The organism is Xanthobacter sp. NM-25, assembly GCF_022138605.1.
Classification (GTDB): Bacteria; Pseudomonadota; Alphaproteobacteria; order Rhizobiales; family Xanthobacteraceae; genus Xanthobacter.
On the sequence record NZ_JACBFS010000003.1, the window covers coordinates 432,034 to 446,859 of the forward strand.

A 14,826-nucleotide genomic window follows, 5' to 3' on the forward strand; every position below is an offset into this window, starting at 1 on the left:
CCAGCGTTCAGCCCCGCATGAGCGCGGAAACGTGCGCCGAGGCGGAGGCGGCGAGGCCTTCCAGGTCATAGCCGCCTTCCAGCAGGGAGACCACGCGGCCGCCGCACACCCGGTCCGCTACGTCCACCAGCCGGCGGGTGACCCAGGTGAAGTCGGTTTCCACCAGCCGCAGCGAGGCCATGGGGTCGCGCACGTGGCCGTCGAAGCCGGCGGAGATGAGGATGAGATCCGGGCGGAACGCCTCCAGCCGGGGCAGCACGCGGGTTTCCATGGCCTCTTTGAACTGGGTGCCGTCGTCGCCCGCCCGCAGGGGCGCGTTGACGATGGTGTCGGCGGTGCCGGTCTCGCCCACCTCGCCGGTGCCGGGAAACAGCGGCATCTCGTGGGTGGAGCAATACATCACGCTGTTGTCGTCCCAGAAGATCTGCTGGGTGCCGTTGCCGTGGTGCACGTCGAAATCGACGATGGCGACGCGCTCCGCATTGAATTTCGCCTGGGCATGGCGGGCGGCCACCGCCACCTGGTTGAGCAGGCAGAAGCCCATGGGCTTGCGCGCCTCGCAATGGTGGCCGGGCGGGCGCATGGCCACGAAGGCGTTGGAAACCTTGCCTTCCATCACCTCGTCCACGGCGAAGCAGGCGCCGCCCACGGCGCGCAGCGCCGCTTCCCAGCTGCCCGGCGACATGACCGTGTCGGAATCGATGCGCACCAGCCCTTCCTTGGGGCAGGCGCCGCCCATGGCGTCGAAGAAGTCGGCCGGATGCACGCGGATGATGTCGTCGCGCTCGCCGCGGGGGGCGCTGTCGCGGGCCAGCAGGGAGAACTTCTCCTGCTCGAAGATCCGGTCCAACACGCGCAGGCGATCGGCCCGCTCGGGGTGGCCGAGCGGCGTCAGATGATTGAAGCCCGACGGATGGGTGACGAGCAGCGTGGTCATGAAAAGGCCGGCCTCCCTGAGATGCTATTTTTCTTTGACGAATAGCATACTCCTTGGCCGCCGGCACAGCCTTGAGGCGGCTCAATGATGCCGCCTCTATTTCTCGTGGTGCGGCCTTCAGTCGAGGCGCTTGGAGAAGATCACGCGGGGCTCCTCGATGAAGCCCTCGCGCTCATAGAAGGCGCGCACGGCCGTATTCTCCGGCCGCACCATCAGCATCAGCTTGGGCACGGCGCGGGCTTTCAGCCAGTCCTCGGCGGCGCGGCTCAGCGCCCGGCCAAGGCCGCGGCCCCGGTGGGTGCCATCCACCGCAAGATAATAGATCCAGCCGCGATGCCCGTCGTGGCCCACCATCACCGAGCCGATGACGGCGTCTTCGTGCCTCGCCACCAGAATGGTGGAGTGGGGCCCGCGCCGGGCCAAAGCGATGTCGGCCTGGGGGTCGTTCCACGGCCGGGTCAGCCCGGCCTCCTGCCACAGACGCACCAGAGCGGCGGTGTCGCCGTCCTCGGCATGGCCGACGGTGGGGGTGAAATCCGGCGCGGTGGCGAGGGCATGGGTGGTCATGACGGAGACTCGGTGCTGGAGGGGCGGGGCGCGGCGGCCCGGTTCAGACGATCGGCCATGGCTTCCCCAAGGCCCCTGCGCGGCAGTGGCACCACGGCGATGGCGGGGACGCCGGAAGCGTCGAGGCGGCGCAGCGCGCCGTAAAGATGGGCCGCCGCCTGCGTGAGATCGCCGGCGGGGCTGAGATCCTCCACCACGGCGGCATTCTCGCTGCCCGGCGGGCGGGCGCCGGCGAAGGTCAGAAGCGCCTCGCCGGGGGCGACGCACTGGGCCTCAAGCCGCACGCGGGCGCGCGGCGCATAATGGGAGGCGAGCCGCCCCGGGGAGGCCGGGCGGGCGGCATCCTCGCTGCCGGCGGTGGCGAGGGGCGCGCCGAGCAGCGCCTCGATGGCCTCGCGGGTCACGCCGCCGGGGCGCAGCAGGTGCGGTGTGGGCGTAGTGACGTCGAGGATGGTGGATTCCACCCCCACCGCGGTGGGGCCGCCATCCAGCACCAGATCGATCAGCCCGGCGAGATCGCCCATGACATGGGCGGCGGTGGTGGGAGAGACGTGGCCGGAGCGGTTGGCGCTGGGCGCCACCACCGGCCCGCCGAAGGCGGTGAGCAGCGCCTGTGCCAGCGGATGGGAGGGCACCCGTAGCGCCACCGTATCGAGCCCGGCGCGGGCGAGATCGCACACCTTGTCACCGCCGGTGTAGGGCACCACCAGCGTCAGCGGTCCCGGCCAGAAGGCTTCGGCGAGGCGCCGGGCGGTGGCGTTGAACGCGCCGAACGCCATGGCCGCCGTCGCGGTTGGCAAATGGGAGATGAGCGGGTTGAAGGCGGGGCGCCCCTTGGCAGCGTAGAGGGCGGCCACGGCCTGGGGATTGGCGGCATCGGCGCCGAGCCCGTAGACGGTCTCGGTGGGGAACGCCACCAGCCCGCCCGCCGCGAGGCACGCGGCCGCCGCGTCGACGCCTGCGGCATCGGCGGGAAGCTGGCGGGTGGGGCGGGCCGCTGAAGCGTGGGTCATTCTGGCCTTCATGAAACAGCACCTGCGACCAATGGGTCAGCACGTGCGTCTTGACGAACCGGTTGTATCGCCGCGAATTGGGGCCGGCCGGCGCCTGCGCTTAGAGCGCGGGCCGGTGGTTCGGTCAAGCCGCGCGACGCGCCCCGCGCCTGCGCCTGTCGAGGAGAGTGTGATGGCCTATCGTGCACCGGTCGAGGACGTATCCTTCTTCCTGAAGACCTGCACCGCTTTGCCCATGTTGATGGAGCAGGGCCTCATCGATCTCTCCTTCGATGTGGTGGATGCGGTGCTGGAGGAGGCGGGCAAGTTCGCCGCCACTGCCATCGAGCCCTTGGACCGGGTGGCCGACAAGGAAGGCTGCAGCCTGAAGGACGGGTCGGTCACCACTCCCACGGGCTGGAAGGCGGCCTATACGGCGTGGGCGGAAGCCGGGTGGAGCGCGGTGACAGCCGAGGAGGAATTCGGTGGCCAGCATCTGCCGACCACCGTCACCTCGGCGCTGACGGAATTCTGGAACACCGCCTCGCCCTCGTTCGGCATCGGCGGCGTGCTCACCATGGGGGCCATCGAGGCCCTGACCGCCCACGGCACCGCCGAACAGCGCAAGACCTATCTGGAGAAGATGGTGGCCGGCGTGTGGACCGGCACCATGAACCTCACCGAGCCGCAGGCCGGCTCCGATCTCGGCGCCCTGCGTGCCAAGGCGGTGAAGCAGGCCGATGGCAGCTACCGCATCTTCGGCACCAAGATCTTCATCACCTATGGCGAGCACGACATCGCCGAGAACATCGTCCACCTGGTGCTGGCGCGCCTGCCCGATGCCCCCGCCGGCACCAAGGGCATCTCCCTGTTCGTGGCGCCCAAATATCTGGTGAATGCGGACGGCAGCCTGGGCGCCCGCAATGACGTGTCTTGCACCGGCATCGAGCACAAGCTGGGCCTGCATGGCTCGCCCACCTGCACCATGACCTTCGGCGACAAGGGCGAAGGGGCGGTGGGCTACCTGGTGGGCGAGGAGAATCGCGGCCTCGCCTGCATGTTCACCATGATGAACAATGCCCGCCTGGCGGTGGGCATCCAGGGGGTCGCCATCGCCGAGCGGGCCACCCAGCGGGCCTTCGCCTATGCCAAGGACCGCCGCCAGGGCAAGTCGCCGGACTACAAGGGCGAGGGCATGGCGCCCATCATCGATCATCCCGACGTCAAGCGCATGCTGCTGACCATGCGGGCCGAGACCGATGCCGCCCGCGCCATCTGCCTGATGACCGCCGACGCCCTCGACCGCTCGCGCCGGCTGGCCGATCCCATGGGGCGGGCCACCGCCCTGGCCGAGGCGAGCCTCTTGACCCCCGTGGCCAAGGCCTTCTCCACCGACATCGGCATCGAGGTGGCCTCCATGGGCGTGCAGGTGCACGGCGGCATGGGCTTCATCGAGGAGACCGGCGCCGCCCAGCATTATCGGGATGCCCGCATCTTCGCCATCTATGAGGGCACCAACGGCATCCAGGCCATCGACCTCGTCACCCGCAAGCTGTCGCAGGAGGGGGGCGACGTGGTGACGACCCTCATCGGCGATTATCGCGACATTGCCGACGAGGCGCATGCGCTGGAGCTGCCGGAGTTCGGCCGCATGGGCGAGAAGCTGGCGGAGGCGGTGGATTCGCTGGGCCGCGCCACCCGCATCATGCTCGATCGGCTGGGCGAGGAGAATGCCAAGGTGCTGGCGGGGGCCACCCCCTACCTGCGCCTGTTCGCCCGGGCGGCCGGTGGTGCCTATCTCGCCAAGGCGGCGCTCGCCGCCCACCGGGAGCGCTCGGCCGGCGGCACCGATCCGCGCCTTGCGGCCCGCATCGCGGTTGCCCGCTTCTTCGCCGAGAATCTGTGCCCGCAGGCCAAGGGCCTGGAAGATGTGGTGGAGCATGGCCATGCCAGCGTGCTCGAGTCGCAGAGCGTGCTCGGCCTCGACTGAGCGCGTCCAGCGGCGGCGCTTCGGCGTCGCCGCCGGGATCTGGCTGGTCGCCGGCGTGGGCTTGCGGGTGTCCGGAGTGATTCCCGCTGTCATGATTCCTGCCCTAGTGATTCCTGCCCTAGTGATTCCTGCCGTCGCGGACGAGGTGCCGACACGCTGCGCGCCGGTGGCCGGGCCCATCGGCGCGCCACAGCTGTGCCCGCTGGCGCTGGAGGATGGCGTGCACCAGCGGGTGCTGGTGCTCACCCCGCCTGAGCCGCGCGCGGTTCTGGTGATGTTTCCCGGCGGCAGCGGCCAGCTGGGGCTCGGGAATGACGGCCATTTCGCCCACGGCGCCAACGTCTTGGTGCGCACCCGTGCCGATTGGGTGGCGCTGGGCTTCGCGGTGGTGATCGCCGATGCGCCCACCTCGGCGAGCCTGCGCGGCGCCCGGAGCACGGCGGCTTTCGGCGCGGCGGCACGGCGCCTCATCGCTTTCGTCCATGACCGTTTCAAGCTGCCGCTGTTCGTGGTGGGCACCAGCCAGGGCGCTATCGCCGCCGTGAACGTGGCCGCCGATGCGCCGACGGGTCTGGTGGCGGGCGTGGTGCTGACCGAAACGGTGTCGCGCCGCGGCGGCAGCGGCGAGACCGTGTTCGACGCCCATCCCGATGGCGTCGCCGTACCGGTCCTGGTGGTGGCCAATGCGGCGGATGCCTGCCCGGTGGCCGCGCCCGAGGACGCGCCGCGCATCGCGGCCGCCTTCACGCGGGCTCCCCATGTGCAGGTGCTGAACGTCTCGGGCGGACGCCGCGGCAAGCGGGCCTGTGGTTCCCTCTCCCCCCATGGCTACTGGGGCATGGAAGGGCAGGTGATCGGGGCCATCGGCGATTGGATCGACCGCAATCTGCAGGCGCCCCGCGCCCCCTAGCGGTTCGCAGATGCGCCGTGCCTTCGGCCTCGCTCCTTTGATCGCCGGCGGCGCGGCGACCGCCCTGCGGCTTTCCGCCGCCATCTGGCCGCGTTGTGGCCGTATTATGGTCAAATTTTAAAATTTCTTATACATCAATATGTTGCGCGCACATAATGGTATTATAAGGCCGTTATCTGTAGGTCACACCCGTTGACCTGTCTCAATGCTCATATTTGAATAAGTGTAATTCTGCCGCCGTCTGACGAATGGTGAACGCATGAAAAAGCTTGCCGTCATCATCGTATGCGGCTTGGTGGCTCTCGGAGCCGCTTACGCCGTCGCGCTTTCGACCCCTTACTGGTTCGCTCCCAAGCACGACGCGCAAGTTGACATACATGATCCCCAACTGATCGCCCGTGGCGCCTATGTGGCCCATGCGGCCGACTGTGTCGCCTGCCACACTGCGCCGGGAGGCAAGCCGTTTGCCGGCGGCCTCGGCATGCAGACGCCGCTCGGCACCATCTATTCCACCAATGTGACGCCCGATTCCAAGACCGGCATCGGCGCCTATTCCTATGGGGATTTCGAGCGTGCTGTCCGGCGCGGCATCCGCCCCGATGGCACCGCCCTTTATCCGGCCATGCCCTATGTGTCCTACGTCGTGGTCAAGGACGACGACATCAAGGCGCTCTACGCTTACTTCATGAGCGATGTGAAGGCGGTGGCGCAGGACAACAAGCCCACCACCATGCCGTGGCCCATGTCCATGCGCTGGCCGCTCTCCTGGTGGCAGCTGCTGTTCGCCCAGCCCCGCACCTTCGTCGCCCAGGCGGGTGCCGATCCCGAGCTGGTGCGCGGCGCCTATCTGGTGGAGGGTCTCGCCCATTGCGGCGCCTGCCACACGCCGCGCGGCATCGCCTTCCAGGAAAAGGCCCTCGCCAACGATCCGGCCGGCACCTATCTGTCGGGCTCGGTGCTCGAAGGCTGGTACGCCAAGAACCTGCGCAATGAGGCCCGCGGCCTGTCCACCTGGACCACCGAGGAACTGGTGGACTTCCTGGGCACCGGCCGTACCGACCGCACCGCGGCGTTCGGCTCTATGGCCGATGTGGTGGGGCATAGCACCCAGCACCTCACAAAGGCGGACCTGACCGCTGTTGCCAAATATCTGAAGCAGCTGCCGCCCCGTCCCGGGCATGAGGTGGCTTGGAAGCCTGAGGCCGACACCACCACCGCCAAGCTCCTGGCCGGCGATTACGGTGCCCCCGGTGCCGCCGCCTATGTGGCCCACTGCGCGGCCTGCCACCGCATGGATGGGCGCGGCGCGCCGCGCATCTTCCCGGCGCTCAAGGACAATTCGATCGTGTTCGCGGAGGATCCCTCCTCGCTGATCCAGTTCACCTTGACCGGCGGCACCATGGCCAAGACGCCCCACGACGTGATGACCTTCACCATGCCGGGCTTCGCCAATCTCTCCAACCATGACGTGGCGCAGATCCTCACCTTCATCCGCAACAGCTGGGGCAACCATGCCGAGGCCATCACCGAGGACGAGGTGGCGCGGATGCGGAAGATCATCAAGGACAAGCCCGTCAACTATGTGCCCGAGGCTCACAATGGCTAAGTCGCTCAAGATCGCCGGGATCATCCTCGGCGTTGCGGTGGTGGCCGGTGCCGGCGCCTTCGCAATCGGGGCCGGGGGCACGCCGCTCAATGCGCCTCCCGAGAAGACCTTTCCCGTGGTGGACAAGGAGGGAAAGCAGGTCGGCGTCTATCGGCTCCCCGATGACACCTCCATTCCCTCGCTGCCCAATGCCGAGCTGGTGCTCTACGGCAAGCGCCTCCTCAACGAGACCGCCCGCCTGCTGCCGAACAACGTGGGTGACAAGCTCAATTGCAACAGCTGCCACCTGGGCGAAGGCAAGGTGGACAACGGCGCGCCCTATATCAACACCGTCAACGACTTCCCGCAGTTCAACCCGCGGGCCGGCCGGGTGGTGAGCCTGAAGGAGCGCATCAACGGCTGCTTCCAGCGCTCCATGAACGGCAAGCCGCTCGATCCGGACTCCCGCGAGATGTCGGCCATGATCGCCTATATGGACTGGCTGCGGAATGGCGTGCCGAAGGGCCAGCGGGTGAAAGTGGTCGGCGCCGGCCCCATCGACATGAAGCTGGTGCCGGATCCGGTGCGGGGTGAGAAGCTCTATGCCCAGCACTGCGCCACCTGCCATGGCGCCAATGGCGAGGGCATGAAGGGGGCCGATGGCACCTTCATCTTCCCGCCTTTGTGGGGGGATGAATCCTTCAACATCGGCGCCGGCATGGCCCGCCTGTACAAGGCGGCCGCCTTCATCAAGTTCAACATGCCGGTCAGCGTGAACCTCGACCATCCGGTGGGGCAGGGCGGCGTGCTGAACGACCAGGATGCGGTGGACGTGGCCGAGTTCTTCACCCACCAGCCGCGTCCCGACTTCGCCGGCAAGGTCAATGACTGGGCCAACGGCAAGAAGCCGAAGGACGCCCGCTACTGAGCGTGCGCAAAGCTGAGAAACGCAGCCGACGGCGCGCCCCTGTGAGAGGCGACCGCGCCGTCGGTGTGTTCAGGGGCGCGTATCCCAAGCCCAGCCTTCCCAAGCTCGGCCTTCTCAAGGCAGGCCTTACTCGCAGGCGTCGGTCCCTGGGGCCGTCATGCTGGAGCTGTGCTGTATTGGAGCTGTGCAAGGTGCCTTTGGCGCATGGCCGGCAGCGGTGGGGCCGGGTGCATCTGCGGCACAAGCCCGTGCCGCAGACCAGAGGCGGGCCCGCAGCGGCGACGGGGCGCACGGGGCGGTGCGCGGCATGTGTGGTGCAACTGGCGCATAGGGGTCAGGCGACCTTGTCGCTGCCCTTGCCCTCGCCCAGCATGCCCAGGGCGCGCCAGGTGTTGCGGCCGGCATCCTTGGCCATGTAGAGGGCGGCATCGGCTTCCGCCACCAGCGCCACCAGGTCCACCATGGCCTGGGTGGCCACCGCCATGCCGATGGAGATGGACGCCGGCAGCACCAGGCCTTCGCTCTCCACCGGCCGCGACAGGTGGGCGTGCAGGCGATCGGCCAGCGCGGCGAATTCCTCCGCCGTCTTGCCGGTGGCCACCACGGCGAATTCGTCGCCGCCGAACCGCGCCGCCATGTCTCCCGCGCGCAGCGCCGATTGCAGGCGGCGGGCGATGGTGGTCAGCAGCAGGTCGCCGGCGATGTGGCCATGCACGTCGTTGATGCGCTTGAAATGGTCGAGATCCACCAGCAGCACCGCGAACGGCAGGTCGTCACGGGCGAGGCGCCGGCGCGCCTGCTCCATGGCGCGATCGAAGGTGGAGCGGTTGGCGAGCCCGGTCAGGGGATCGTGGCTGGCGGCGTGCTCCAGAGCGGCTTCCAGGTGCTTCTTCTGTGACACGTCGGTGATGGTGCCGACGATGCGGACCGGCTGGCCCTGCTCGTTGCGCTCGACGATCTTGCCGCGGGCAAGCAGCCAGACGTGGGCGCCATTGCGGTGCCGGCCGCGCAGCTCGCATTGGTAGAGGCTGTGGCGGCCTTCCGCATGGTCGCGGAACGCCTGCACCGCGATCGGCAGATCCTCAGGATGAATGAGCTCGCGGAAGCGCGACAGGGTGGGGGCGTCGTCAAGGGGCGTGTAACCGAGCATGCGATAGGCCCGGGCGCTGAAAAAGATGGCGTCGCTGGGAATATGCCAATCCCAGATGCCGTCATTGGCGCCTTCCAGCGCGTAGGAGAGCCGGCGCTGGTTTTCTTCCAGAGCCTCCTGCTGCTGGGCGCTGCGCGCGGTGATGGCGGCGATCAGCAGGGCGGGGCAGGCGGTCAACACCAGGCGCACCTGCAGCTGGACCAAGGCGAGCGGGTCGTTGGCGAGGGCCGGCAGGCCGAGATGCATCAGCCGAAACACCGCGAGGCTGATGGCCAACGCCGCCACCGCCAGCGCCGTGGGCCGCAGGCCCAGGCGAAACGCGAACCACAGCAGCACGCAGGTGGTGGCGTCGAGAGGCAGGCTGCTTTGGGTCATCGCGAGCACGGCGATGAGGGTCGCGAGCGCGAGGCTCGCTATTGCCATCTCCAGCCGGAAATGCCGGCGGCGCGTGTGCGCGACGGGGGCGGGGGCCAGCAGCAGGGGCGGCAGCAGCAGCAGAATGGCGGCGGTGCTGGAGCTCCAGTATTGCAGCACCGTCAGCCCCACCTCGGCGTTCCGGGTCCAGGCCGAGACGACGCCGGCCACCAGGGCGCCCGGAACGGTGGTGACCACCGCGATGGGAATGAGGCCCGCCATCTCCGGCACGTCCAGGCGGGCGTTGGCATCGAGCCCCACGCTCTCGCACCACCAGGCGGTGAGGCCGAAGGAAAAGCCGGCGGCCGCGGCGGCGGCGAGGGTCATGACGATGCTGTCGCCCAGCAACTGGTGCACGAGGCCGGTGGCCAGGACCACGGCGAGGGTGGACCAGCCCAGCCGTTGGCCGACGAACAGAAGGTAGGTCCCCACCGCCACCGCATTGGCGGGCCAGATCAGGGGATCTTGTCCGCCATTGCGGGTTGCGCTCAGCAGTGCCAGCAGCAGCAGCGCGTAGAAGGCGCTGAACAGCACCACCTGCAACGGTCCCGAGGGAAGGGGGGGCAATGGAGCAGGGCCCGCGCTTGACGCTGCTGGCGCCGCGGGCACGACGTCAGCAGGCATTGGGCGTTGCGGGCCGGTCGATGCGCCGCCCGTCCCGGAGGCGCCCGCAGGCGCGCTCCCGGAGGCGCCGCCGGCCACAGGGGCCCTTGCAACGCCGTCCGGCGCGGATGCCGGTCGCGCTGCGCTGAATGCCATCGGCCTCGGTTCGTTAGGGCGCATGACCACGTCTTCTTTGCGCCTGTGTTCCTCGACGGCCCTGCTGCTCGCCGCCGGCCCGGGCGCCGCGAGCAGGTGCCAATGCCGAAGGCATCACCTGCTCGCGCGCGGAAACGGCGATGGTCAAGAGCTCGTCAAAGTTGCGTTGCTCCACCCTGGTTAGGACCATTGTTGCCACGAACCGTTGCCAATGCAAAGCCTCGGGGCTATCCGCGACGGTTGTGGTTCAGGGATACAGGCGGGTCTTGCTCCAGCGCTCCCCCGCTGCGGCACGGCGGAAGACGATGCGGTCGTGCAGCCGGAACGGGCGATCGTGCCAGAATTCGATCTGCACCGGGCGGATGCGGAAGCCGGTCCAATGGGGGGGGCGCGGCACGCTGCCGAGGGCGTATTTCGCGGTGGTGGCGGCCACCGCCGCCTCGAGCGCGAAGCGGCCTTCCAGCGGCCGCGACTGCCGGCTGGCCCAGGCGCCGATCTGCGAGAGGCGGGCCCGGCTGGCGAAATAGGCGTCGGCCTCGGCGTCGCTCACCCGCTCCACCGGGCCGCGTGCGCGCACCTGGCGATGCAGGGACTTCCAGTGCATCACCAGCGCCGCCTTGGGGGTGGCGGCCAGCTCCTGCCCTTTGGCGCTTTCCGTGTTCGTATAAAAGACGAAGCCGTCGGCATCGGCATGCTTGAGCAGCACCATGCGCACGTCCGGCAGCCCGTCGGGGTCGACGGTGGCGAGCGCCATGGCGTTGGGGTCGTTGATCTCGCTCTTCTCGGCATCGGCGAACCAGGACGCGAACAGCCGGAAAGGCTCGTCAGCGTCGGTAAAATCACCAGTTGTTAAGGGGTTCTGGGGTTCCATGGTGGTGTCCGTCGTCATGTGGAGCCCCTCGTGTCTCGCCGAATCCCGGTCGCCCCGCCATTCGGCGGGCCGCTTCCTTATAGGGGCACTGCGTGTGTTCGCGAAGTCCTCCGCATCGGCGTTGGCGCGATGCTGCTGGCGGCGGTCCTGTCCTGCGGCGCCTGTAGCACGGCCCCGCTCGGTGACGATGATCTGACCACCGGATCCATTACCCCGCGGGCGGCGAGCCTACGTGAGCCGCGCGGGTCGGCGCCGCGGGGAATCGCCGCTGGTGATTGGCAGCAGGCCAAGCTCGCCCTGGATCAGGCCCTGGCGTCCGGCGAGCGTGACATCAGCGTGCCGTGGGAGAATGCGCAGACCGGGGTACGCGGCACCGCGACGCCGATCGGCACCGCGCGCGCCGGCGGGTGCCGCGACTTCATGATCGCGGTGGTGGATGGCAAAACCACCGATCGCTGGGTGCAGGGCGAGGCCTGCCGCGCCGAAGGCGGCACGGTGCTCAATCAGGTGCGGGTGCTGGGCAGCGCGTGACGTCGATTGTTGCGCGAACCGGGCCATGACCCCGTTGCATTTTCCGCGCCATGGACCCACATCTTGAACGCGGCTGGCCGCTTGAGCGCCGGCCGGCGAGGTGAGATTTCATGCGTGATCCATACGACGTCCTCGGCGTCTCCAAGACCGCCGACGAAGCCGAGATCAAGCGCGCCTATCGGCGGCTGGCGAAAAAGCTGCACCCTGATGCCAATGTCGACGACCCCAAGGCGCAGGACAAGTTCGCGGAGCTGAACACCGCCCACGAGATCCTGGCCGACAAGGAGAAGCGCGGCCAGTACGACCGCGGCGAGATCGACGCGGAAGGCAAGCCGCGGGCGCCGGAATTCTCGGGGTTCGGTGGCGGCCGGCGGCAGGGGCCGGGCGGCTTTTCCGGTTTCGACGGCGATACGATTTTCGAGAGCTTCTCCTTTGGCCCGGAGGGCGCGCGCCGCACGGGGCGGCGCGGCGCCCAGGGGAGCGGCTTCGAGGATATCGGCGACATCTTCGGCTTCGGCCGGCAGCGGCGCAGCGCCGGCGGCGGCTTCGCGCCGCAGCCGGGCGCCGATACCGAGATCACCCTGCCGGTGAGCTTCGAGGAAGCGACCCACGGCGCCAGCAAGCGGGTGGGCCTGCCCAACGGCAAACAGCTCGACCTCAAGATCGCCGCCGGCACCCGGGAAGGCCATCGCATGCGCCTCAAGGGGCAGGGCGAGCCGAGCCCCATGGGTGGTCCGGCCGGGGATGCCTACGTCACCATCGCCTATGCGCCGCACGCGACCTTCACCCGCGACGGCGACGATCTGCGGCAGGATGTGGACGTGCCCCTGGCGGACGCGGTGCTGGGCGCCAAGGTCCGCGTGCCCACCCTGTCGGGCAGCGTGGAGCTGAAGATTCCGGCCTGGACCTCCGGCGGGCGCACCTTCCGCCTGCGCGGCAAGGGGCTGCCCACGGCGGCCGGCGGCCATGGCGACCTGCTGGTGCGGACCAATCTTGTGCTGCCGGCGAGCCATGATCCGCAGCTCGAGGAGCTGATGAAGAAGCTGCAGACGGCCGACGACAAGGCCTGAGGGAACCCGGCCCGGCGGCGGGCCATGGGGGCGCTTTCCACGGCGGCGCGGGCGCACTACAGTCCGCGCCCCAATCCCGAACAATGGGGCGCCCATGTTTCTTGAACTGCAGAATCTCTATTTTGAGGATCTCACCGTCGGGCGCACGGAGCGCATGTCCAAAACGGTGTCGTCGTCCGACATCGTGGGCTTTGCCGAGCTGACCGGTGATCGCAATCCCATCCACCTGTCGCAGCATTTCGCGGCCAAGACCCCCTTCGGCGGGCGCATCGCCCATGGGCTCTATACCGCCAGCCTGATCTCGGCGGTGCTGGGCACCCGCCTGCCGGGGCCCGGGGCAGTCTATATCTCCCAGACCTTGAACTTCCGCGCGCCGGTGCGCATCGACGACACGGTGGATGTGGAGGTGCGGGTGGTGGAGCTCATTCCCGAGCGTCTGCGCGCCCGCCTGTCCTGCATCTGCTCGGTGAAGGGCGAGGTCGTGCTCGACGGCGAAGCCTGGATCAAGGTGCCGTCGGTGAAGACACCGAAGAGCAACGCTTAGGTCTGACCGCCATTGGAGCCCGCGCCCCGTGTCGCGGGGACGGGTGGCAGAGGGAACGCACATGTTCGATTCCGCGAAGGTGGAGCACAAGCTGGACAAGGCGGCCTTCAAGGCGCTGGAGCCGAGCCTGCGCGAGGATCTGCTCAATGTGCAGTTCCAGCTGATCGACCAGAAGAAGCGCAGCTTGGTGGTGCTCATCCACGGCCCCGATGGGGCCGGCAAGGGTGCCGTGCTCAATCGCCTTTACGGTTGGCTCGATGTGCGCAAGCTGCAGACGCTGACCTATGAACGCCCCTGCCGGGAGGACGATGGCCACCCGCCCATGTGGAAGTACTGGCGGGGGCTGCCGCCCTCTGGCGAGATCGGCATGATGCTGGGCTCCTGGTATCACAAGCCGCTGTGTGACCGGGTGTTGGGCCGGCTTGGCCGCGGCGCCTTCGTGGCGGCGCTGGAAGACGTGCGTCGGCTGGAGGCCATGCTGCACGCCGAGGGTGTGTGCGTGCTCAAGCTGTGGCTCTATCTCGACGCCGCCGAGGCGCGCCGGCGGCTGAAAGCGCTCAGCGAGGGCCCTTATCGGCGCCCGGTGGTGCGCGAGTGGGAGGAGCTCGACACCGCCAAGGAGCGCGAGCGCCTGGCCCGGGCCGCCGAGGATGTGGCCCGCATCACCTCCACCGATTTCGCGCCCTGGCACGTGGTGCCCGCCAGTGACGCCGACTATCGCGATGCGATGATCGGCAGCGTGCTGCTGGAGAAGCTGCGCGCCATGACCGCCAACGGCGCCAATGGCGGCGTCCACCAGCCGCCCAGCCCGACCCAGGTGCCGAAGACGCTGCCGGCCTTCTCCATCCTGTCCACCCTCGACCTGACCCGCAAGCTGGAGAAGCCGGACTACGAGGCGCAACTCGCCCATGAGCAGTCGCGCATCACCCGCGCCACCACGTCGCCGGCCTTCGCCGGGCGCGGGCTGGTGGTGGCGTTCGAGGGCAGCGACGCGGCCGGCAAAAGCTCCACCATCATGCGCCTGCGCGAGGCGCTCGATCCGCGGCACTTTCGCGTCTACCCCATCTCGGCGCCCAGCGACGAGGAGCGCGCGCGCCCCTATCTGTGGCGCTTCTGGCGCCACGTGCCGCCGCAGGGGCGCATCGCCATCTTCGACCGCTCCTGGTATGGCCGGGTGCTGGTGGAGCGGGTGGAGGATCTGGTGACGCCGGACCAGTGGGGGCGGGCCTATGGCGAGATCAATGATTTCGAGGCGCAGCTCGACCGCAGCGGCATCGTGGTGGTGAAGTTCTGGCTAGCCATCAGCGAGGATGAGCAGATGCGGCGCTTCGCGGCGCGCGAGACGATCCCCTACAAGCGCTTCAAATTGACCCCGGAGGATTGGCGCAACCGCGAGAAGTGGCCGCTCTACGAGGCGGCGGTGACCGAGATGGTCGACCGCACCTCCACGGACCTTGCCCCATGGACCCTGGTGGAAGCGGAGGACAAGAGGTTCGCCCGGGTCAAGGTGCTGCGCACCATCGCTGACCGTCTGGACGCCGCTTTGGCCGCCGACTGAGCCCGGTGACCTCCGTCCCG

General features: G+C 68.7%; 13 protein-coding genes. 8 read left to right on the top strand and 5 right to left on the bottom strand.

The window, feature by feature from the left end; genetic code table 11:
• Positions 1–7 precede the first annotated feature (7 nt).
• The 3 genes from MEU52_RS10760 to MEU52_RS10770 all read right to left on the bottom strand — a co-directional run bounded on the left by MEU52_RS10760 (position 8) and on the right by MEU52_RS10770 (position 2,529).
• Complete coding sequence (locus MEU52_RS10760; protein WP_238121270.1) at positions 8–937, bottom strand: histone deacetylase family protein; 930 nt, start codon at positions 935–937, stop codon at positions 8–10.
• A gap of 117 nt (positions 938–1,054) precedes the next feature.
• Positions 1,055–1,504: a GNAT family acetyltransferase gene (locus MEU52_RS10765; RefSeq protein ID WP_238121271.1), complete on the bottom strand. Its 450-nt coding sequence runs from the start codon at positions 1,502–1,504 to the stop codon at positions 1,055–1,057.
• Positions 1,501–2,529 carry an L-threonylcarbamoyladenylate synthase gene (locus MEU52_RS10770; RefSeq protein ID WP_443266629.1) on the bottom strand — a complete coding sequence of 343 codons (1,029 nt, stop codon included), beginning with the start codon at positions 2,527–2,529 and terminating at the stop codon, positions 1,501–1,503. The genes MEU52_RS10765 and MEU52_RS10770 overlap by 4 nt, the downstream gene beginning before the upstream one ends.
• Before the next feature lie 160 nt (positions 2,530–2,689).
• Here MEU52_RS10770 and MEU52_RS10775 point away from each other — a divergent pair, with 160 nt between their 5' ends.
• The 4 genes from MEU52_RS10775 to MEU52_RS10790 all read left to right on the top strand — a co-directional run bounded on the left by MEU52_RS10775 (position 2,690) and on the right by MEU52_RS10790 (position 7,909).
• On the top strand, positions 2,690–4,486 hold the full coding sequence (locus tag MEU52_RS10775; RefSeq protein WP_238121273.1) for an acyl-CoA dehydrogenase: 1,797 nt from the start codon (positions 2,690–2,692) through the stop codon (positions 4,484–4,486).
• A 121-nt stretch (positions 4,487–4,607) separates the two neighbouring features.
• Positions 4,608–5,396, top strand: a complete 789-nt coding sequence (locus MEU52_RS10780) for an alpha/beta hydrolase (RefSeq protein WP_238121274.1) — start codon at positions 4,608–4,610, stop codon at positions 5,394–5,396.
• A 259-nt stretch (positions 5,397–5,655) separates the two neighbouring features.
• Positions 5,656–7,002, top strand: a complete 1,347-nt coding sequence (locus MEU52_RS10785) for a cytochrome c (protein ID WP_238121275.1) — start codon at positions 5,656–5,658, stop codon at positions 7,000–7,002.
• Positions 6,995–7,909, top strand: coding sequence for a c-type cytochrome (locus MEU52_RS10790; protein WP_238121276.1), 915 nt, complete (start codon positions 6,995–6,997; stop codon positions 7,907–7,909). The genes MEU52_RS10785 and MEU52_RS10790 overlap by 8 nt, the downstream gene beginning before the upstream one ends.
• A 334-nt stretch (positions 7,910–8,243) precedes the next feature.
• Here MEU52_RS10790 and MEU52_RS10795 read toward each other — a convergent pair whose 3' ends face one another.
• A complete protein-coding gene (locus MEU52_RS10795) occupies positions 8,244–10,010 on the bottom strand; it encodes a diguanylate cyclase (protein ID WP_238121277.1) in 1,767 nt (588 codons plus the stop codon).
• A 469-nt stretch (positions 10,011–10,479) separates the two neighbouring features.
• Entirely contained in the window at positions 10,480–11,121 is a 642-nt protein-coding gene (gene pdxH, locus MEU52_RS10800) for a pyridoxamine 5'-phosphate oxidase (RefSeq protein WP_238121278.1), read from the bottom strand.
• Positions 11,122–11,232: 111 nt separating this feature from the next.
• Here pdxH and MEU52_RS10805 point away from each other — a divergent pair, with 111 nt between their 5' ends.
• The 4 genes from MEU52_RS10805 (at position 11,233) to pap (ending at position 14,806) form a co-directional block, all read left to right on the top strand.
• Complete coding sequence (locus tag MEU52_RS10805; RefSeq protein ID WP_238121279.1) at positions 11,233–11,634, top strand: RT0821/Lpp0805 family surface protein; 402 nt, start codon at positions 11,233–11,235, stop codon at positions 11,632–11,634.
• 110 nt (positions 11,635–11,744) lie between these two features.
• A complete protein-coding gene (locus tag MEU52_RS10810) occupies positions 11,745–12,704 on the top strand; it encodes a DnaJ C-terminal domain-containing protein (RefSeq protein WP_238121280.1) in 960 nt (319 codons plus the stop codon).
• A 94-nt stretch (positions 12,705–12,798) separates the two neighbouring features.
• On the top strand, positions 12,799–13,248 hold the full coding sequence (locus tag MEU52_RS10815) for a MaoC family dehydratase (RefSeq protein WP_238121281.1): 450 nt from the start codon (positions 12,799–12,801) through the stop codon (positions 13,246–13,248).
• A 61-nt stretch (positions 13,249–13,309) separates the two neighbouring features.
• Positions 13,310–14,806 (top strand): polyphosphate:AMP phosphotransferase, encoded by a 1,497-nt coding sequence (gene pap / locus MEU52_RS10820; protein ID WP_238121282.1) that lies wholly within the window; start codon positions 13,310–13,312, stop codon positions 14,804–14,806.
• Positions 14,807–14,826: the final 20 nt, after the last annotated feature.

Excerpts from the sequence above, each read along its gene's own strand:
- MEU52_RS10815 (WP_238121281.1), top strand. The coding sequence starts at position 12,799 with ATGTTTCTTGAACTGCAGAATCTCTATTTTGAGGATCTCACCGTCGGG.
- MEU52_RS10760 (WP_238121270.1), bottom strand. The coding sequence starts at position 937 with ATGACCACGCTGCTCGTCACCCATCCGTCGGGCTTCAATCATCTGACG.
- MEU52_RS10790 (WP_238121276.1), top strand. The coding sequence starts at position 6,995 with ATGGCTAAGTCGCTCAAGATCGCCGGGATCATCCTCGGCGTTGCGGTG.
- MEU52_RS10785 (WP_238121275.1), top strand. The coding sequence starts at position 5,656 with ATGAAAAAGCTTGCCGTCATCATCGTATGCGGCTTGGTGGCTCTCGGA.
- pap (WP_238121282.1), top strand. The coding sequence starts at position 13,310 with ATGTTCGATTCCGCGAAGGTGGAGCACAAGCTGGACAAGGCGGCCTTC.
- MEU52_RS10770 (WP_443266629.1), bottom strand. The coding sequence starts at position 2,529 with ATGAAGGCCAGAATGACCCACGCTTCAGCGGCCCGCCCCACCCGCCAG.
- MEU52_RS10765 (WP_238121271.1), bottom strand. The coding sequence starts at position 1,504 with ATGACCACCCATGCCCTCGCCACCGCGCCGGATTTCACCCCCACCGTC.
- pdxH (WP_238121278.1), bottom strand. The coding sequence starts at position 11,121 with ATGACGACGGACACCACCATGGAACCCCAGAACCCCTTAACAACTGGT.
- MEU52_RS10810 (WP_238121280.1), top strand. The coding sequence starts at position 11,745 with ATGCGTGATCCATACGACGTCCTCGGCGTCTCCAAGACCGCCGACGAA.
- MEU52_RS10805 (WP_238121279.1), top strand. The coding sequence starts at position 11,233 with ATGCTGCTGGCGGCGGTCCTGTCCTGCGGCGCCTGTAGCACGGCCCCG.
- MEU52_RS10775 (WP_238121273.1), top strand. The coding sequence starts at position 2,690 with ATGGCCTATCGTGCACCGGTCGAGGACGTATCCTTCTTCCTGAAGACC.